At 59.4% G+C, this 18,742-nt stretch carries 14 protein-coding genes and 5 pseudogenes; 6 read left to right on the forward strand and 13 right to left on the reverse strand.

The genetic code is table 11. From position 1 onward, the window contains the following. Positions 1-23 precede the first annotated feature (23 nt). The 5 genes and pseudogenes from WLO32_RS09230 to ribA form a co-directional block, all read right to left on the reverse strand. The gene (locus tag WLO32_RS09230; RefSeq protein ID WP_435948035.1) at positions 24-1,214 is read right to left on the reverse strand and encodes a cytochrome c biogenesis protein/redoxin; all 1,191 of its coding nucleotides are present in this window, start codon (positions 1,212-1,214) and stop codon (positions 24-26) included. 155 nt (positions 1,215-1,369) lie between these two features. Next, a complete protein-coding gene (locus tag WLO32_RS09235; RefSeq protein ID WP_435948036.1) occupies positions 1,370-2,674 on the reverse strand; it encodes an ATP-binding protein in 1,305 nt (434 codons plus the stop codon). After that, positions 2,671-3,410: pseudogene (locus WLO32_RS09240) on the reverse strand (response regulator). Before WLO32_RS09240 ends, WLO32_RS09235 begins: the two are co-directional and overlap by 4 nt. A 79-nt stretch (positions 3,411-3,489) precedes the next feature. Continuing rightward, positions 3,490-4,486 (reverse strand): annotated as a pseudogene (locus WLO32_RS09245) (alpha/beta fold hydrolase). Positions 4,487-4,640: 154 nt separating this feature from the next. Next, entirely contained in the window at positions 4,641-5,231 is a 591-nt protein-coding gene (ribA, locus tag WLO32_RS09250; protein ID WP_121268154.1) for a GTP cyclohydrolase II, read from the reverse strand. A 212-nt stretch (positions 5,232-5,443) separates the two neighbouring features. Between ribA and pgpB the strand changes: the two genes are divergently transcribed. The 5 genes and pseudogenes from pgpB (at position 5,444) to yciH (ending at position 9,101) form a co-directional block, all read left to right on the forward strand. Beyond that, on the forward strand, positions 5,444-6,208 hold the full coding sequence (gene pgpB, locus WLO32_RS09255; RefSeq protein WP_435948037.1) for a phosphatidylglycerophosphatase B: 765 nt from the start codon (positions 5,444-5,446) through the stop codon (positions 6,206-6,208). A 137-nt stretch (positions 6,209-6,345) separates the two neighbouring features. Further along, positions 6,346-6,654 carry a LapA family protein gene (locus WLO32_RS09260; RefSeq protein ID WP_121268156.1) on the forward strand — a complete coding sequence of 103 codons (309 nt, stop codon included), beginning with the start codon at positions 6,346-6,348 and terminating at the stop codon, positions 6,652-6,654. A 6-nt stretch (positions 6,655-6,660) separates the two neighbouring features. Then, positions 6,661-7,830, forward strand: coding sequence for a lipopolysaccharide assembly protein LapB (lapB, locus tag WLO32_RS09265; RefSeq protein WP_435948038.1), 1,170 nt, complete (start codon positions 6,661-6,663; stop codon positions 7,828-7,830). 202 nt (positions 7,831-8,032) lie between these two features. Further along, positions 8,033-8,771, forward strand: a pseudogene (gene pyrF, locus WLO32_RS09270) (orotidine-5'-phosphate decarboxylase). A 3-nt stretch (positions 8,772-8,774) separates the two neighbouring features. Then, positions 8,775-9,101, forward strand: coding sequence for a stress response translation initiation inhibitor YciH (yciH, locus tag WLO32_RS09275; protein WP_435948039.1), 327 nt, complete (start codon positions 8,775-8,777; stop codon positions 9,099-9,101). Between the two features lie 128 nt (positions 9,102-9,229). Here the strand turns inward: yciH and osmB are convergent, their stop codons facing one another. The 4 genes and pseudogenes from osmB to WLO32_RS09295 form a co-directional block, all read right to left on the reverse strand. Beyond that, positions 9,230-9,448, reverse strand: a complete 219-nt coding sequence (gene osmB / locus WLO32_RS09280) for an osmotically-inducible lipoprotein OsmB (protein WP_121268160.1) — start codon at positions 9,446-9,448, stop codon at positions 9,230-9,232. Positions 9,449-9,708: 260 nt separating this feature from the next. Next, positions 9,709-10,467 carry a DNA-binding transcriptional regulator YciT gene (yciT, locus tag WLO32_RS09285; protein ID WP_435948040.1) on the reverse strand — a complete coding sequence of 253 codons (759 nt, stop codon included), beginning with the start codon at positions 10,465-10,467 and terminating at the stop codon, positions 9,709-9,711. A 43-nt stretch (positions 10,468-10,510) separates the two neighbouring features. Then, a pseudogene (locus WLO32_RS09290) lies at positions 10,511-12,944 on the reverse strand (formate C-acetyltransferase/glycerol dehydratase family glycyl radical enzyme). A gap of 5 nt (positions 12,945-12,949) precedes the next feature. After that, positions 12,950-13,849 (reverse strand): glycyl-radical enzyme activating protein, encoded by a 900-nt coding sequence (locus WLO32_RS09295; protein WP_435948041.1) that lies wholly within the window; start codon positions 13,847-13,849, stop codon positions 12,950-12,952. A gap of 132 nt (positions 13,850-13,981) precedes the next feature. On the opposite strand from WLO32_RS09295, the gene fsa reads away from it, so the two are divergent. Next, positions 13,982-14,644: a fructose-6-phosphate aldolase gene (fsa, locus tag WLO32_RS09300; protein WP_435948042.1), complete on the forward strand. Its 663-nt coding sequence runs from the start codon at positions 13,982-13,984 to the stop codon at positions 14,642-14,644. 52 nt (positions 14,645-14,696) lie between these two features. Here fsa and yciZ read toward each other — a convergent pair whose 3' ends face one another. The 4 genes and pseudogenes from yciZ to paoC form a co-directional block, all read right to left on the reverse strand. After that, positions 14,697-14,879: a protein YciZ/DeoL gene (gene yciZ, locus WLO32_RS09305; RefSeq protein ID WP_435948043.1), complete on the reverse strand. Its 183-nt coding sequence runs from the start codon at positions 14,877-14,879 to the stop codon at positions 14,697-14,699. A 95-nt stretch (positions 14,880-14,974) separates the two neighbouring features. Then, on the reverse strand, positions 14,975-15,541 hold the full coding sequence (locus tag WLO32_RS09310; RefSeq protein ID WP_435948044.1) for a nucleotidyltransferase family protein: 567 nt from the start codon (positions 15,539-15,541) through the stop codon (positions 14,975-14,977). Next, positions 15,541-16,503 (reverse strand): XdhC family protein, encoded by a 963-nt coding sequence (locus WLO32_RS09315; protein ID WP_435948045.1) that lies wholly within the window; start codon positions 16,501-16,503, stop codon positions 15,541-15,543. Before WLO32_RS09315 ends, WLO32_RS09310 begins: the two co-directional genes overlap by 1 nt. A gap of 37 nt (positions 16,504-16,540) precedes the next feature. Continuing rightward, positions 16,541-18,741: pseudogene (gene paoC, locus WLO32_RS09320) on the reverse strand (aldehyde oxidoreductase molybdenum-binding subunit PaoC). Position 18,742 lies beyond the last annotated feature (1 nt).

Here is an 18,742-nt window from a genome sequence, read left to right on the forward strand (position 1 = left end):
AAGCGTTGCTGTGGAGAGCCGCTTCAGGTTCGCACCTCTTTTAGCAAGGTCTGAATAACCTGCTCCTGCCTGGCATAATCTCCCTCGCCGAAAGCGGCGTAGCGCAGCTTGCCCTGCACATCGAAGTAATAGTGGGCGGGCCAGTAGCGGTTGCCGAAGGCGTTCCAGATTTGGTAATGGTTATCGGTTACCACCGCATACGGCAGCTGCCATTTATCGACAGCATTTTGCACGGCCCGCGGATTTTTTTCCCAGGGATATTCCGGCGTATGCACGCCAATCACCACCAGCCCGCGATCTTTGTATTTGTTCGCCCAGTCGCGCACGTGCGGCAGCGCGTGCTGGCAGTTAATGCAGTCGAAGGTCCAGAAATCAACCAGCACCACTTTTCCCTGCAGCGACTCGGGCGTGGCCGGCGTCCCGTTGAGCCAGGTGGTTCCTCCCGCCAGCGAAGGGATGGCGGCGGCAGGCGCGGGCTGCGCGACGGGCTGCAGCTTAGCCTCGGGATCCGCGGCGGGAGCGAGAGTCAGCAGCCTCTCTTCAAGCCTGTCCGCAAGGCCGTTTGCCCCCTGAAAAAGACCGTTCATGCCGGCGGCGTTGAAGGCAACGCAGGCCAGCATCACCGCTCCGGCGAGCTGGCGCAGCCGCGCCATAAACGCGCTTTTCGCCCGCAGGCGCGTCAGGATCCGCTTGCCGCACAGCCACAGCAGCGCCAGCATCACGACGCAGCCGCTGCCGTACGCGGCCAGCAGCAGCCCGGTGCTGGCCGACGCGTTGCCCGCAAGCGCCGGGGCGAGTATCGCTCCCAGAATCGGCCCGGCGCAGGGCGACCACAGCAGGCCCACGGCCAGTCCCGCCAGGAAAGCGGAAAGGGCGCCCTGCGCACGATAGCTCCGCTCATTGATGGCGTTGCCCAGCCGCACCGCCGGGTGCAGCAGCCGTGCGGCGAGGCCCGGGAAGATAAGCGCCAGGGCGGCGACGGCCAGCAAGGCCAGCGCCAGCCAGCGTCCGACAAGCGTGGTCCGGATAACCCAGTCGCCGGCTACGGTAATCAGCATGGCGACGGCGCTGAACATCGCCACCATACCCAGCAGCAGGGCGGCAAGGTGGCCTTTTCGCCCGGCGAAACCGGCAAACAGCAGGGGAATGACGGGTAAGGTGCAGGGGCTCAGCAGGCTGATGCCGCCGCCGAGAAAGGCAATCAGAAGAAACATAGGAAACCTCACGAACGCGGAATGGGTGAATGACGTTTACTGCGCTATGGGGCAGCGCTGTCATTACAACCGCCGGTTGTGTTCGGGATGTTTTGTGAAGCCGCCGGTTTGTCAGCGCGTTTATCCGCAGGGCGGCAGGATACACGGCGATACAATTATGCGGCCGGCAAGGTGACGTTGACCTGCAGCCCGCCGCCTTCGCGGTTGCTTAACGTCAGCTTACCGCCCGACTGGCCGACCAGCTGCGCAGCAATCGCCAGCCCCAGCCCGGTGCCGCCGGTGCTCCTGTTGCGCGAGCTTTCTATGCGGTAGAACGGCTGCAGCACCGCCTCCAGCTCATCTTGCGGAATGCCGGGCCCGTCATCCGCCACGCTAATGGTCACCGACCGGCTGTCCGGATGGATAAGCGTAATTTCAGCGCGGCCGCCGAACTTCAGCGCGTTATCCAGCAGGTTGGTCATCACCCTGCGCAGCGCCTGCGGACGCGCAGCCAGCGAGAAGGCGCACGCCGGCTGCGCAAAGCGCACATTTTTCCCCACGTCCCGGTAGTCGCAGGCAATGCTGTCGATAAAAGCATGCAGTTCGATGGGCACAAGCGGCTCTTCGAGGCTTTCTGACGAGCGCGCCCAGGCGATGCCTTCGCGCACCAGCTGGGTCATATTGTCCAGATCCTGCATCAGCTTGTCGCGCAGCGCGGGCTCTTCGGCCATCTCGATGCGCAGCTTCATGCGGGTGATCGGCGTTTGTAAATCGTGCGAGATGGCGGCGAGGATCTGCGAGCGCTGCCTGATATAGCCCTGAATGCGCGTCTGCATGGCGTTAAACGCCCGCGCGGCCTGCTGCACCTCCAGCGGCCCTTGCTCCGCCATGGCAGAGGGATTGCCGGCCGCAGGCTCCAGCGATTCTACCGCGCGCGTAAAACGCATCAGCGGCCGGACGACCTGGCGCACGGCAAGCCACGCGCAAAGCACCACCAGAATAAGCTGGATAGTAAAGACCACCGGCAGCCAGCGCGCAACGGGCGGCATATGGGGAATTAAATCGAGCGTCAGCGGCGAGCCGTCGCCCAGCACCATATGAGCCTGAATGTGCGAGACGGGGCCCGCTACGCTGCTGAACCTGAGCTGGTATTGACCGCCAAGGGTGGCGGTAAGGGAGCGGATGGCGTCCCGGGAACGTTTGTCCAGCGGCGCGCTGCCGGCAGCGCCCGGCCCAAGAATATAGTGATAATTTCCCCGGGCAAGCTTCGGCAGCCAGGCCGGGCGCTCTGCGGCGGGCAGCCTGTCGAGGATCGCCACGCTCGTCGCCACGTCGTACTCCAGGTTGCCCAGCATCACGCTGCGGGCGCTGCGCATTCTCTCAAACATCACCAGCGACAGGCTTAAGGCGTTAGCCAGCAGCAGGCCCGCCAGCACGATGACGGTCAGGCGGGCTAACAGCGAGCGCGGCCACAGCGTCACTCCCTGGCCTCTTTGATGACGACCGGCATGGAAAAGACGTAGCCTTCGCTGCGCACGGTTTTGATATACGCAGGCGTGCGGGCGTCTTCGTTAAGGCGCTGGCGCACGCGGCTGACCAGCAGATCTATTGAACGTTCAAACAGCTCGGCGTCACGTCCCTGGGTGAGGTTCAGGAGCTGATCGCGGGTCAGCACGCGCTGCGGGTGTCGAGAAATACGCGCAGCAGGCGATACTCCGCGCCGCTTAAGGCGACAATCACGCCGCGGTCATCAATCAAATGACGGGCGGAAGTATCCAGCCGCCAGTCGCCAAAAGCGATAATGCGCCCGGCTTCGGTTATCTGCAGGTTGGGGGGAAGGGTGCGGAAACGGCGCAGAATCGCTTTTATCCGCGCCAGCAGTTCACGCGCGACGAAGGGCTTAACGACATAGTCGTCGGCACCCATTTCCAGCCCCAGGATGCGATCGGTATCCTCATTGCGCGCCGTCAGCATCAGGATGGGCAGGTCCTTATGCCGGTCGCTGCGTAGCTGGCGGCACAGCGTCAGGCCGTCTTCGCCGGGCATCATAACGTCCAGCACCACTAAATCGACGGGCTGCTTTTCCAGCACGGCCCGCATCTCCTTACCGTTAGCGGCGCCGACCGCGCGATAGCCCGACTTGATCAGATAGTCGACGATCAGTTCGCGAATGTCCCGGTCATCGTCGACGACCAGAATGAGATCAATGTGCTCCACCGGCAACTCCTGAGCGTAATGGGAAAAGGTACTGAAAAAGCATAGCCGTTCGACCCTGAACAGCCGCGCTTCTTTTTATCTAAAGGTGGTCGGCATCCACCACCGCCTTCACGAAGCCCTGCGGCGCCTCCTGCGGCGGGTTGTGCCCCACGCGGCCGCTGAAGGTGCGTTGCTCATATTTTCCCGTAAACTGCCCGGCGTAGGGCCTGCGGCTGCGGATGCGGCGCGCCGTTTTCCTCGCCTTCGATGGTGATGGTGGGAACGCTGATTTTCGGCAGCGTCGCCAGCTTTTGCTCATAGCTAGCGTATCTGGCTTCCCCTTTTTCCAGCCCGAGGCGCCAGCGATAGTTGCTTAGCGTGATAGCGACATGGTCCGGATTATCGAGCGATCTTGCGCTGAGGTTGAAAGTGGCGTCGCTGAATTTCCAGCCGGGCGAGGCCTGGTTCCATATCAGCCGGGCGAAGTCGTGGGTGTTCTGCGCATAGCCGGCCGCGCCGCGCGGCGTGGCGAAGTAAAACTGATACCACCACTGCAGCTCCGCCTGTGGCGGCAGCGGTTTTTCACCGATTTGCTGGCTGCTGATAAGGTAGCCGCTGACCGAAACCAGCGCTTTAACCCGTTGCGGCCACAGCGCCGCCACGATATCCGCGGTGCGCGCGCCCCAGTCGTAGCCGGCAAACACCGCCTGCCTGATATTCAGGGCGTCCATCAGATCCACCACATCTTTCGCCATCGCCGAGGGCTGGCCGTTGCGCGGCGTGGAGGCGGAGATAAAGCGCGTGGATCCGAAGCCGCGGTTTTCCGGCACGATAACGCGATAGCCTTTTTTCGCCAGCGCCGGCGCAACGTCCGCGTAGCTGTGCAGATCGTAGGGCCAGCCGTGCAGCAGGATCACCGGCTGCCCGTCTTTCGGGCCGATATCCACATAGCCGACGTTCAGCACGCCGGCGTTAACGTGCCGGGGATGAAGAAAGGCGGCGGAGTAGTCGTTGCCAGCCGCCTGCGCCTGGCAGGCGAAAACGGTGGTTAAAGAGAGGGTTAAAGCCAGGGCTGAGGAAGCGAGTCTGGTAAACATTGCGATGTCTCCGAAAGGTGATGAAATGACCGGGACATCTCAACATCGCAATGTAGGGGGAATATGTGCAGAAGGACGCTTTTTGCAAGGCCTTGTATGAAACCCGTCGCCGGATACAGTGCGATACAAAAAGCGTCTGCGGGAAGGGCGGTGATTACTCTGAAAGCAGGTGGCCCATTTTGGCCGCTTTGGTATCCAGATAGTGGGCGTTCTTCGGATTGCGGCCCACGATTAGCGGCACGCGTTCGACGATATTAATCCCGGCCTCGCTGAGGATTTCTACTTTCTTGGGGTTGTTCGTCAGCAGACGAACCGCATCCACGCCCAGCAGTTTGAACATATCCGCGCACAGGGTGAAATCACGCTCGTCCGCGGCGAAACCCAGCTGATGGTTGGCTTCCACGGTATCGTAGCCTTTATCCTGCAGGGCGTAGGCGCGGATCTTATTGAGCAGGCCGATATTGCGTCCTTCCTGACGGTGATAAAGCAGCACGCCGCGGCCTTCTTCGGCGATATGCGACAGCGCGGCCTCCAGCTGGAAACCACAGTCGCAGCGCAGGCTGAACAAGGCGTCGCCCGTCAGACATTCGGAGTGGACGCGGGCCAGAACGGATTCATCTCCGCTAATATCGCCAAACACCAGGGCGACATGATCCTGTCCGGTTGCCAGTTCTTCAAAACCCACCATCAGGAAATCGCCCCATGGGGTTGGCAGTTTGGCTTCTGCCACACGTTTAAGCTGCATGTGATTCTCCACGTACTTATTTTTGACGCCCGCGGGCGCCTGCCAGCTTTCTGGCCTGTGCAATTATTATTGGCTATTTTGCCACAACGCAGAACGCTTCACCTAATTGGCTGGGCGGAAAGCTATTTTTACTCTTTGCTGATGCACCCGTTTATCCTCCCGTGCACTTTTTTAAGTTATCCTTGAGCGATTTCGTCTTTTAAGGAGGTGCGATGCGCGCTATAGCAAAACGAACCGCGGCAGGTGCAGGGCTGCTGTTAATCATGCCGTTAACCGTTTGGCTTTCGGGCTGGCAGTGGACGCCGGGCGGCCACGGCGCCTGGTTAAAAGCGATGTACTGGATAACCGAAACCGTTACGCAGCCCTGGGGAATCCTCACCCACGTTGCGCTGTGCGGCTGGTTTTTGTGGTGTCTGCGCTTTCGTCTTAAAGCCGCCGTGATGCTGTTTGTCATCCTCGGCGCGGCGATTCTTATCGGGCAAACCGCGAAATCGCTTATCAAGGATCGGGTACAGGAACCTCGTCCTTTCGTGGTGTGGCTTGAAAAAACGCAACATGTTCCCACCGATGAGTTCTACAATTTAAAGCGCAAGCAGCGCGGCGAATTAGTCAAAAGCCAGCTGGCCGAAAGTCGTGAGGTGCCGGTCTGGCTGCGTAAGCACTGGCAAAAAGAGACCGGCTTTGCCTTTCCTTCCGGGCATACGATGTTTGCCGCCAGCTGGGCATTATTGGGCGTTGGGCTGCTATGGCCGCGTCGACGCATGTTTACCATAGTTTTGCTGCTGGTGTGGGCCACCGGCGTAATGGCGAGCAGGCTCTTACTGGGCATGCACTGGCCGCGCGATTTAATTGTCGCCACGCTTCTGTCCTGGCTGCTGGTGACGCTTGCCAGCTGGCTGGCGCAAAAATTCTGCGGCCCGCTTTCTGTACCGCTTCGGGAAGCTGAAGAAATAGCCGAAAGAGACGACGAGCCTTGAGATTATTGATTTAAGCCCCATTTCTTATGAATTGGACGTCGCTAATGGATTCCCCGGACTCCCCGGAAATGGTAATTTATACCGTTGAACAGCATTAGGGCATAACCGTCGCGTACGACCACATAACGGGAAGTAATGTGAAATATTTATTCATTTTCTTACTGGTACTAGCGATCTTTGTGGTATCCGTCACTTTAGGTGCGCAAAACGATCAGGTAGTGAACTTCAATTACCTGCTCGCTCAGGGCGAATATCGGGTCTCCACGCTGCTGGCGACGCTGTTTGCTGCAGGTTTTATCATCGGCTGGCTCATCTGCAGCCTGTTCTGGCTGCGCGTGCGTCTCTCCCTTGCGCGCGCGGAGCGTAAAATTAAGCGCCTTGAGCAACAGATTGCAACGGATCCCGTCGTGCCGGCTACCACCACCGTTCCGGCCGTGAAGGAATAACCGGATATGCTGGAACTGCTGTTTCTGTTGTTGCCCGTGGCCGCCGCTTACGGCTGGTACATGGGCCGCAGAAGTGCGTATCAAAATAAACAGCAGGAAGCGAATCGCCTGTCGCGGGACTATGTCGCCGGGGTAAACTTCCTGCTGTCTAACCAGCAGGATAAAGCGGTGGATCTCTTCCTTGATATGCTCAAAGAAGATACCAGCACCGTTGAGGCGCACCTCACCCTGGGCAATCTTTTCCGCTCGCGTGGGGAGGTCGACCGCGCCATTCGCATCCACCAGTCCTTAATGGAAAGCGCCTCGCTGACCTACGATCAGCGCCTGCTGGCCGTACAGCAGCTGGGCCGCGACTATATGGCCGCCGGGCTGTACGACAGGGCGGAAGATATGTTCGCCCAGCTGGTGGACGAAACAGATTTCCGCATTGGCGCCTTGCAGCAGCTGCTGTTAATTCATCAGGCGACCAGCGACTGGCAGAAAGCCATCGACGTCGCCGAACGCCTGGTCAAGCTTGGCAAAGACAAACAGCGCACCGAAATCGCCCATTTTTACTGCGAGCTCGCCCTGCAGCTGATGAGCAGTGACGATCTCGACCGCGCGATGTCGCTGTTGAAGAAAGGGGCGGCGGCGGATAAAAACTGCGCGCGCGTCTCCATCATGATGGGGCGCATCTTCATGGCGAAAGGCGAATACGCCAAAGCCGTGGAAACCCTGCAGCGCGTTATTGACCAGGACAGCGAGCTGGTCAGCGAAACGCTGGAGATGCTGCAGGTTTGCTTCCAGCAGCTCAATAAGCCCGAAGAGTGGGAAGCCTTCCTTAAGCGCTGCGTGGAAGAGAACACCGGCGCCGTGGCGGAGCTGATGCTGGCCGGCATTCTCGAGCAAAAAGAAGGCGCGGACATTGCGCAGGTTTATATCAACCGCCAGCTGCAGCGCCATCCGACGATGCGCGTGTTCCATCGCCTGATTGATTATCATCTGCAGGAAGCGGAAGAAGGGCGTGCGAAAGAGAGCCTGATTGTGCTGCGCGACATGGTCGGCGAGCAGGTGCGCACCAAGCCGCGCTATCGCTGCCAGAAGTGCGGCTTTACCGCTTTTACCATGTACTGGCACTGCCCGTCCTGCCGGGCGTGGTCGACGGTTAAACCCATTCGCGGCCTGGACGGTCAGTAAGCAGCGCGCCGGCGCTGCTTTTTAAAAAGCCCGCACTTTAGTTACAACATACTTATAGCTTTTATTTCTTCCTCCGGTCAGGCATCGAGCGCTAATCGCCTGGCAGGGCGCAATAGCAACTGTAAATTTATCGGGCCGGCGGGTAGAATGCTGCCGTTTATCTTCGCGCCGCGCTGGTGCCCAACAGTCAGAAGGTTTAGTCATGAATTCAAGCGCATCTTCCTCCTCCCGTGTTGCCACCGATTCACCCATCGTCGTCGCCCTTGATTACGACAAGCGCGACAGCGCGCTGGCGTTTGTCGACCGTATTGATCCGCAGGACTGCCGCCTGAAGGTGGGAAAAGAGATGTTCACGCTGTTTGGCCCGGGGTTTGTTAACGACCTCCAGCAGCGTGGTTTCGATGTTTTTCTCGACCTGAAATTCCATGACATTCCAAATACTACCGCCCGCGCGATAGCCGCAGCGGCCGAGCTGGGCGTATGGATGGTCAACGTTCATGCCAGCGGCGGAGCGCGCATGATGACCGCCGCCCGCGAGGCTTTAAGCCCGTTTGGGAAGGATGCGCCTTTGCTGATTGCCGTTACCGTGCTTACCAGCATGGAAGCCGGCGATTTAGCCGATCTTGGCATCGACTTAAGTCCTGCGGATTACGCAGAACGCCTGGCGCGTCTGACGCAGAATTGCGGTCTGGACGGCGTCGTCTGCTCGGGCCCATGAGGCCGTACGTTTCAAAAATGAGCTGGGCCAGGCGTTTAAACTCGTCACGCCGGGCATTCGTCCGGCGGGCAGCGATGCGGGCGATCAGCGCCGCATTATGACGCCGGAGCAGGCGCAGGCGGCGGGCGTTGACTACATGGTTATCGGGCGTCCGATCACCCAATCGGCGGATCCGGCGCAAACGCTGCGCGATATTCGCGCCTCGCTAAAACAGGATGCATAAATAATGAAAGATGATAACAGCCGCCTGGTTTACTCCACGGAAACGGGGCGTATCGACGAACCGAAAACCGCGGCCGCACGCCCTAAGGGCGACGGCATCGTGCGCATCCAGCGGCAAACCAGCGGACGCAAAGGCAAGGGCGTTTGCCTGATCAGCGGCATTGACGCCGATGACGCCGGGCTTGCCGCCATAGCGGCCGAGCTGAAAAAGAAATGCGGCTGCGGCGGGGCGCTGAAGGATGGCGTGATAGAAATTCAGGGCGACAAGCGCGATTTGATTAAATCGCTGCTGGAAGCCAAAGGCATGAAGGTAAAACTGGCGGGCGGCTAAATCTGCCGGCGGCGCAAATAATCAGGCCACGGTATTCACCGTGGCCTTTTTTATAGCTGCTGCCAGAACTAAAAGTCGAAACGTTTTTAATTTATCAGGTCGCAGAAAGCTTTTGCAGGCGTCCTGCCTTATTTGCTGACCTGGTGCCCGATAATACCCCCGACAGCGGCGCCGCCCAGCGTACCCAGCGCGCTACCATCAGACAATACTGCACCACCTACGGCGCCGGCCCCGGCGCCAATCGCGGTGTTACGATCGCGTTTGGACCAGTTAGAGCATGCGCTCAGGGACATAGCAACGGTAAGCGCCAGCATAACAGCGGCAATTTTTTTGTTATTTAAGGTCATATTACTTTCTCCTGAATAATTGATTCACGGATACAAGTCTCCCTGTAAGTATAGTGGCTTAAGCGGAGTTGCCGTGAAACTTAGTGGCGATACAGACCTAAAAGATAACGCGGGTGATTATCACTTCCTGTTATATCGCTAATAAATATTCTAATTTTTGTCGGCGATTAAGACAGGTAAAAAGTCTTAATTACCGCGCAGGATAAATCTGATAGCAGAACCGTCTGCGTCGTTGGCAGACGGCCCTGAAAATAAAGAGGTTAGCTCAAAGGGAACTGCTCGACGATATCGACCAGCAGGCCGCTGTCGCGCAGCTGCTGGTGCGCGGTTTCGCTTAGTCCGTCATCGGTTATTATCCGGCTAAAGCGCGCGATGGGCCCAAGCGTATAGGGATGGGTGGCGCCGAATTTGCTGCTGTCGGTCAGGATGATAGCTTCGCTGCCTTTTTCCAGCACCGCATTCACCACGTCCGCGCGCATCATATCGCGACCGGTAAAACCCGTTTCCGGCAGAAAACCATCGATGCCGATAAAGGCCTTATTGAAATGCACCTGCTGAATAAATTGTCGGGTTAGCGGGCCGACCATGCTTTCGCTTTTTTTCTGGTAGATGCCGCCCAGTAAAATCACCTCGCAGTCCGTGTCCTTTAGCAGATGGGCGATGTAGCTGCTTACGGTAATCAGCGTAATGCGCTTATTTTCCGCCAGCGTGCGGGCGAGGAGGGCGTTGCTGCTGCCGTTTTCGATAAATACCGTTTCACCGTCGTTGACAAGCGTTGCCGCAAACTCCGCGAGCGTACGTTTCAGGGTGTAGTTATTCATCATGCGGGTTTCGACGTCGTCGCTTTCCAGCACAACGGCGTAGCCGTGGGCGCGGCGCAAATAGTTACGCTTTTCCAGCAGGTTGAGATCCTGACGAATAGTCACTTCGGAAACGCCGGTGGTTTTGGCGAGATCGGTCACGCTTATGCGCCCCTGATCGATCACCATCTGTAATATGATTTGTTGTCTGGAATTCATGTCAGCCAATTATCGGCGGCGGCCTTAGCCACCGCCAGAGTCGTCAAAGTGTGTGTTCTGTTCGGGCTATAATATCATCCTGCGCGTCCGGAGATAAGGCCGTAAAGAATGCCGAGTAACCTGCTACGCGTACCACTAAATCGCGATACTTATCAGGATGTTGTTTCGCATCTAACAGCGTTTCCCTTGAGACTATGTTGTATTGCACATGCCAGCCTTTGTGCGCCTCGAAGAAGGTGCGCAGCATAAACATCAGTTTTTCCCTGTCGCGCGGGTTATCAAGCGTGGAAGGATTCAGCTTCTGGTTGAGCAGCACGCCGCCCAGAATCTTGCTGGTTGGCAGCTTGCTAACGGAGCTGATTACCGCCGTCGGTCCCAGCCTGTCGGTGCCGGAGGCCGGGCTCGCGCCTTCCGCCAGCGGGGTCGTTGCTTTGCGTCCGTCAGGCGTCGCCATGGTCGCCGCGCCGAAGGGAACGTTAGCGGAAATTGATGACGTGCCCGCGTAATAGGTGCCGCCAATCGGCCCGCGGCCAAAGCGGGTATTGTGATACTGCTTAAGCTCGTCGATATAGGTCTGGTAGGCGCGGGGCCAGCAGCAGATCCACCTCATCTTCGTCGTTGCCGTACTTAGGCGCGCCGTTAATCAGACGCTGGCGTAACTGCTCGCCGCTAAGGCCTGCAAAATCATTCGCCAGCGCCTCAGCCAGCTGCTGTTGACCAATAGCGCCTTGCTCGAAGACCAGTTTACGCACCGCAGCAAGGCCGTTGCCGAGGTTAGCGATGCCCACCTGCAGGCCGGAAACCCAGTCATATTTCGCGCCGCCTTGCTTAATGCTTTTACCGCGTTCAATGCAGTCGTCCACCAGAGCGGAGCAGAGGATATCGTGGGCGTTCTCTTCCAGAACCGTATCCACCACGCACTCGATTTCGATGGATTTTTGCGTGTAGTAACGGATTTGCTCATCCCACGCGGCCATCACTTCATCGAAGCCGTTGAAATTACCTTGTGAAAGCGCCTTTTCCTGCGGCAGGAAAACCTTGCCGCTGGTGGCGTCGCGGCCGTGCTCAAGGGTTGCCAGCATCACGCGGGCAAAGTTGATAAAGCTCATACCGGTACAGCGATAGCCCCATTTGCCGCCGACGGCGGTTTCGATGCAGCCAATCGCCGCATAGTCATAGGCATCCTCGCGGCTTACGCCCAGGCGGATGAATTCGTCGATAACAATCTCATCGTTATTGAAGGCCGGCATGCCAAAACCGCAGCGAATCACCTGTACGCAGGCGTCGAGGAAGTCATTGCTCATCCCGGCGTGGTAACGCACGCTGAGGTTGGGCTGGGTGGATCGCAGCTGGCCGCAGGATTCCAGCACCGCATAAGAAAGCGGGTTCACCGCGTCAGTCGCCTCGCCGTTAAGCAGCCTTTGGCCGCCGATGGTCACGTTCTGGTAAAGCGGGCTGCCGGCGGACGCCCTGGAGTGCGAACCAGAGCGGATCTTGTTCACCTCCAGCAGCTTCAACCAGCAGCTTTGCAGCAGTTCAATCGCCTGGTCGCGGCCAAGCGTCTGCTCAAGCTCAACGTCGCGGCGATACCACGGATAGAGATACTGATCCAGGCGGCCGAACGAAACGGAGTGGCCGTTGGATTCAATCTGCAGCACCAGCTGCACGAAGTAACTCAGCTGCAGGGCCTGCCAGAAAGATTTTGGTGGCTGATGCGCAATGTGCTCGCAGTTTTCCGCCATCGCCAGCAGCTCATCGCGACGAGCCGCTCTTGTCTCTTTGCCCGCCATTTCTTTCGCCAGCGCCGCGTAACGCAGGATATGGTCGCTTAACGCTGCGAAAGTGATAGCGATGGCTTTCAGGAACTGCTCTTTGTGCAGATCGTCCCAGTCGGTGAGGTGCAGACGCTCGCGGCGATCGGCCACTTTTTCGCGCAGGCCGTCAAGCCCCAGCTCCAGCAGCTGCGGGAAGTTCACCGCGAGATGCGCGTCGCCCGACGTCATATTGCCTTCGGCTTTAATGATGCCGGTTGCCAGCAGCGCTTTTTGCTCGTCGGTAAACATGCCGTAGCAGCGATCCTGCACCGTCTGGCCGCGCCACCACGGGCAGATCTCATGCATCACGGCTTTATCTTCAGCGGTAATGGTAAAGCCCGCGCCCGGACGATCGCCAAGCTCGTCGATCTCGGTTTCAATCCATCCCACGGTATATTCCGGGAAGAAGGGCGCGCCGCGCACGTGGCTTGCCTGGTTGCCGATAATCAGCTCGTCGTGTTTGATCCAGATAGTGCGCTCGGCCAGGTGATGGGCCAGCGCCAGCGCGCGACGAACCGGCAGCGGCTTATCCTGATGCTGCTGATAAACGGCGGTGTAGTGCTGCGCGCGTTCGGTGCAAACCGGCGGCTTAACGATGTGGATCAGCGCTTCCTTATGGGCTTGAATGCGCGGGCTGAGAAAATTCAGGTTCAGTTCGGTCATGATGGTTATCCTCGAATCCAGGCGGTCATTCCTTTCTGGCTGGCGTATTGCCCGGCAAATTGCAGCAGCCCGGGCGCGTCAAGAGGCTGATGCGCCGCCAGATAGGGAACGTTCAGGAGTTTGTATTTGTTGATACCTAAGGTGTGATAGGGCAAAAAATGGATCGCTTTAGCGCCGATTTCGTCGGCGGCAAAATCGCTGATGGCGCGAATAGACTGTTCATCCGCATTAAAATCGGGGATCAGCGGGACGCGAACGGTCATTTCCACGCCGCGTGCGGCCAGCTTGCGGAAGTTATCCAGCACCCGTTCCGCGTGGCCGTCGGTCCATTGCTGAAAGCGCTGCTTATCCACATGCTTTAAGTCCGCAAGCAGCAGATCCAGATAGGGCAAAGAAGGTTCGATATACTTCCAGGGCACGTGCAGGCAGGATTCGACGGCGGTATGAATTCCGGCCTCCTTGCTGCGCTGCAGTAAAGTCCGCGCCATGTCGGGCTGCATAAAAGGTTCGCCGCCGGAAAGCGTAATGCCGCCGCCGCTGCGATCGTAAAAAGGTTTATCCCGCAGCACCTTTTCCATGATGGCGTCGGCGCTTTGCGTTTCGCCACAAACGGCCAGCGCCTGGGTGGGGCAGCAGTCGACGAGGGCACCCGCGTGGGCCGGGGTAAGCTTTTCGCGGGCGATAATCAGCTTTTCATCGAGACGAGAAATCATCTGTGGGGCCGCTTGCTGGCACAGATCGCAGCCCGTGAGGCAAAGCCGTTCGTCGAATAAAATATCCTGCGTGCGCGAGCGGCTCTCCGGATTCTGACACCAGCGGCAGCCGAGCGAGCAGCCTTTAAGGAACACCACGGTACGGATGCCCGGACCGTCATGCGTGGAGTAACGCTGGATGTTAAAAAGCATAGTCACGCCCTCATCTTTCTTTCGTAAATTAAATTACTTTCGAATGAAAGTTTTATTGATATCGATCAGCTAAAGATCGGAAGGCGAAGCTATGATGGCGACAATGAGATCTGACACGAATCTGGAGAGTTTATGGAACTGTATTTAGACACGGCCGACGTAGCTGCCGTTAAGCGCTTAGCCCGGGTACTGCCGCTGCAGGGAGTGACGACCAATCCTTCGATCATCGCTAAAGAGGGAAAATCTCTTTGGGAAGTGCTGCCGGCGCTGCGGGATGCGCTGGGCGGTGAGGGCAGGTTATTTGCGCAGGTTATTGCCGCAGGCGCCGACGAAATGGTGCGCGAAGCGCAGCTGCTGACCAGCCGCGTGCCGGGCCTGGTGGTGAAAGTGCCAACCACGGTGGAAGGCCTGGCGGCGATGAAACAGTTAAAAGCGCAGGGGATCCCTACGCTGGGCACGGCGGTGTACGGCGCGGCCCAGGGGCTGCTGGCCGCGCTGGCCGGCGCGGAATATGTCGCGCCGTATGTAAACCGCCTGGACGCCCAGGGCGGCGACGGCATCCAGATGGTGCAGGATTTACAGCAGCTGCTGACGCTGCACGCGCCGCATGCGAAAGTGCTGGCCGCAAGCTTCCGCACGCCGCACCAGGCGATGTCGTGCCTGCTGGCCGGCTGCGAGGCCGTGACGCTGCCGGTAGACGTGGCCGATCAGATGTTAACCACGCCCGCCGTTAACGCGGCCATCGCCACCTTTGAAAAAGACTGGCAGGGCGCGTTTGGCTCCCTGACGCTGTAGCCCGCTTTCGCAGGGTGGATAGGCGCCATCCACCCTTGTTTCAACGAAGCGCTTAAATTTCCCACGGCGATTTTTTCAACTCGCCGTCGGCCGTCTCTTCGCCATTGGCGATGCTCAATAACTCCGCTTTCAAAATTTCCAGGTTATTCATCGCCGAGGCCTGATCGCCGCCGACCAGAATATCCAGTACCGTATCAATACGCTTAGCGAGCTGCCGGGGGTCCACTGTAGCCATAATGCATCCTGTTAGAGTCAAAAACGAACGACGAAAGAATAATGCAAATTTTACGCATTTCCTCAGTAGATTATCGAACAACTTATAAATATTCATCAACCGGACCTGCGCCTTGCCCGCGCGTTAAGCAGCCTTTGGGCGAGGCGTAAATCAGTCAGCGCGTCGATATCGCGCACCACGCCGGCATCGGAGAGCGAAAGATCCAGCACCTTCCCGCGCAGCCGTGAATCCCGCACGATTTCGCGGGCGCCCGCGTCGCCGCGCAGGGCGGTAAGCGAAGCAATATATTCACGCCGGAACCCAACCGGGTGGCCCTGGCGCTGGCGGTAATGCGGCACAACGACGGGTTTTTTACTCAGCGCCTCGGCGACGCGCCGCAGTGAAGCAGGGCGGATTAGCGGCAGATCGGCGGGCAGAATAAGCCAGCCCGATGCGTTTGCGGTCGCCTGAACGCCCATCGCGATAGAGTCTCCCATGCCGCGGGTGCCGCCCTCGGGCTTCACAAGATGCCATGCCAGGCCGGATGATTTTACCGCCTGCAGCACGTGCCACAGCACGGGCTGGCCGCTGAGAAGCGCGTCCAGCTTGTGCGTCGTCGCCCCGGAGGCGAGAAACCTTTCTCCTTTCCCCGCCGCGAGGATAATGACCGCCGGGGAATCCATCAGCTCGTTTTCTCTTTGTCGCTCGTACCGCCGAGGCGCGTCGCTGCCACCTCGGCCAGAACAGAAAGGGCCAGCGAGTGCGCATCGCGCGCTTTGGGGAAAATCCCTATCGGCGCCCTGATTCGGTCGATGTCCTGTTCAGACCAGCCAAGCGCAGATAGCTTCTGCACGCGATCGCGGTGGGTTCGTCTGCTGCCCAGCGCGCCGATGTAAAACGGCCTTGCGGCCAGCGCGGCCTGCAGGACAGGCAGCTCCCGGTTAAGATCGTGATAGAGCAGGATGACCGCCGTATCTGAATCGATATCCGGGGACGAGGCTTGCAGCATGGTGCCGTCGCTGGCGTACACCTCATAGCCCGCGGCCCTCGCCAGCCCGGCGGTGACCTCTGCTTCGATAGAACGGCCATAAACGATGACGCGGGCGCAGGGCTGATAGCCGATTTCAAAAAACGCGTCGTTCCAGCCCGTTTGCGCAGCGGGCGTAACGCACTGCAGGGTTTGTAAACTGCGGTGATAGCGCAGGCCCGCTGAGCTGCGCCTTTCCAGAGCATCCAGTACGGCCAGCAGCGGCCGGGGGCTGCGTAGTTTGTGAATGCTCAGGGTAATGCTGCCTCCGCAGGGCAGGACGATGTCAAACCAGGGCGATCCCTTGCCGTAAACCACCATGCGGTCTTTTCCGGTGCTGATAACCGCCATCGCCTCGTAGGCGACGGCGGCCTCGACGCAGCCGCCGGAGACAAAGCCGCAGTATAAGCCGTCTTCTCTTACGGCCATCTGCGCCCCCAGCGCGCGCGCGCCGCCGCCGCGGATATCAACCAGCGTCACCAGGGCGACGGCGACGCCTGCGGCGGCGGCTTTGGCCGCGAAGCGCAGCACCTCAACGCTGTTGTCGGTTAAAAACGCCTGCCTGGGCGTGAGCAAATCGTCATCTGCCTGTTTGATCAGGGAAGATTGTTGCGCCATAGCTTATCTGTCCTCCGGTGAACTTTGGTTTGCTCCGTCAAATTTCGGTCGGCAAACCCTTCAGCAGCTTATCGAGCGTGATGGGATAGTCCCGGACCCGCACGCCGGTGGCGTTATAAACGGCATTGGCGATAGCCGCGCTTACCCCGCACAAGCCCAGCTCGCCCACGCCTTTGGCCTTCATCGGCGACGAAACGGGATCGGTATCGTCAAGGAAAATGACCTCCTGGTCTGGGATATCGGCATGAACCGGTACCTCGTAGCCGGCCAGATCGTGGTTGACGAAATACCCCAGCCGCGTATCGACAGACAGCTCCTCCATCAGCGCCGCGCCTACGCCCATGGTCATGGCGCCGATAACCTGGCTGCGCGCCGTTTTAGGATTAAGGATGCGGCCCGCGGCGCACACGGCCAGCATGCGGCGAACGCGGATTTCACCGGTCGCCACGTCCACCCCGACCTCAATGAAATGCGCGGCGAAGGTGGACTGCTGGTACTCCTTATCGAGTCCGCCGAATTCGATGCTGTCCTCAACGGTAAGCGTGCCGTCGGCGGCAGCCTGCATCAGCGGAGCGCTGCGCTCCCCGGAGCGAATCTGCTCATCGGCGAAAACCGCCTCGTTCGGGTCGAAGCCGAGCTTTTTCGCCGCCGCTTCGCGCAGCCCGACGCAGGCCGCATACACCCCCGCCGTTGAGGTGTTGGCTCCCCATTGCCCGCCCGAACCGGCAGAAACCGGGAAGTCGGAATCTCCCAGGCGCACCACCACTTTTTCCAGCGGCACGCCCATCATTTCGGCCGCGGTCTGGGCAATGATGGTGTAGCTGCCCGTGCCGATATCCGTCATGTCGGTTTCAACCGTCACCGTGCCCCGGGCGTCAAGATGAACGCGCGCGCCGGATTTCATCACCAGGTTGTTGCGAAAGCCGGCGGCAACGCCTGTGCCGATCAGCCAGCGGCCGTCCCGCACCTGCGCAGGCCTGGCGCTGCGGCTGCTCCAGCCAAATCGCTCCGCTCCCGTGCGCAGGCATTGGATCAGCTGGCGCCGTGAAAAAAAGCGCTCCGGATGGGCGGGATCGACCTGGGTATCGTTAAGAATTCGGAACTCGACTGGGTCGATTCTGGCCTTCTCGGCCATCTCGTCGATGGCGATTTCCAGCGCCATCAGGCCCGGCGTTTCTCCGGGGGCGCGCATGGCGTTGCCTTCCGGCAGGTCGAGCTGCGCCAGCCGCAGCCCGGTATGGCGGTTAGCGCCGGCGTAAAGAAGCTCGGACTGCTGAACCGCGGTTTCCGGCTCGCCGCCGGCAAGGTTGCCCGACCAGCTTTCATGGGAGATGGCGGTGATCCGCCCGGATTCGTCCGTCCCTATGCGGATGTGCTGGATGGTCGCCGGGCGGTGCGTGGTATTGTTCGGAATAAACGGCCTTTGCAGGGCAACTTTCACCGGCCTTTTCACCGCGCGGGCGCCCAGCGCCGCCAGAAGAGCGTCGCTGCGCAGGAACAGCTTGCCGCCGAAGCCGCCGCCGATATAAGGCGAAATCACGCGCACCTTCTCCACGGGCAGCTTCAGCGTTGCCGCCAGATCTTTGCGGCACCAGTCAATCATCTGATTCGAGGTCCAGACGGTCAGCTTATCTCCTTCCCAGACGGCCATTGAGGCATGGGGCTCCATGGCCATGTGGCTCTGGTCGGGCGTGGTGTAGACGGCATCAAGCCGCACCGCAGACGCCCGGAAGGCGCTGGCGAAATCGCCCGTCGATTTGTCCGGGGTGCTTTCAGGCGGCGTGGTGACGCTGGGTTTTTCCCGGGCAAGATCGTATGAGCCGTGTTCACGGTGATAATCGACCTGAATCAGCGCCGCCGCCGCGCAGGGCCCTGTTCGAAAGTTTCCGCGACGACCACGGCGATAGCCTGATGGTAGTGTTCAATTTCCGGGCCGCCCAAAAGGATCGCGGTGTTCTTTTCCCCTTTGCCGAGCGGACCGGCGTTATCGGCGGTGACGATGGCAAGCACGCCGGGCGCCTTGCGGGCGGCCTGCAGGTCAATGGAGCTGATGCGGCCCTTAGCGATGGCCGAACCGAGTATGTAGCCATAGGCCGCGTCGGGCGCCTCGTCATGCCATTCATAGGCATAGTGGGCGGTTCCCGTGGTCTTTAGCGGCCCGTCAATACGATCGTGAGGATGGCCGACGACCCTGAGCCTGTCGATTGGATTGTCTTTTGCGGGATTATCAAATTTCATC

It is taken from the genome of Dryocola mayonis (genome assembly GCF_051307045.1).
In the GTDB taxonomy this organism is placed as follows: Bacteria; Pseudomonadota; Gammaproteobacteria; order Enterobacterales; family Enterobacteriaceae; genus Dryocola.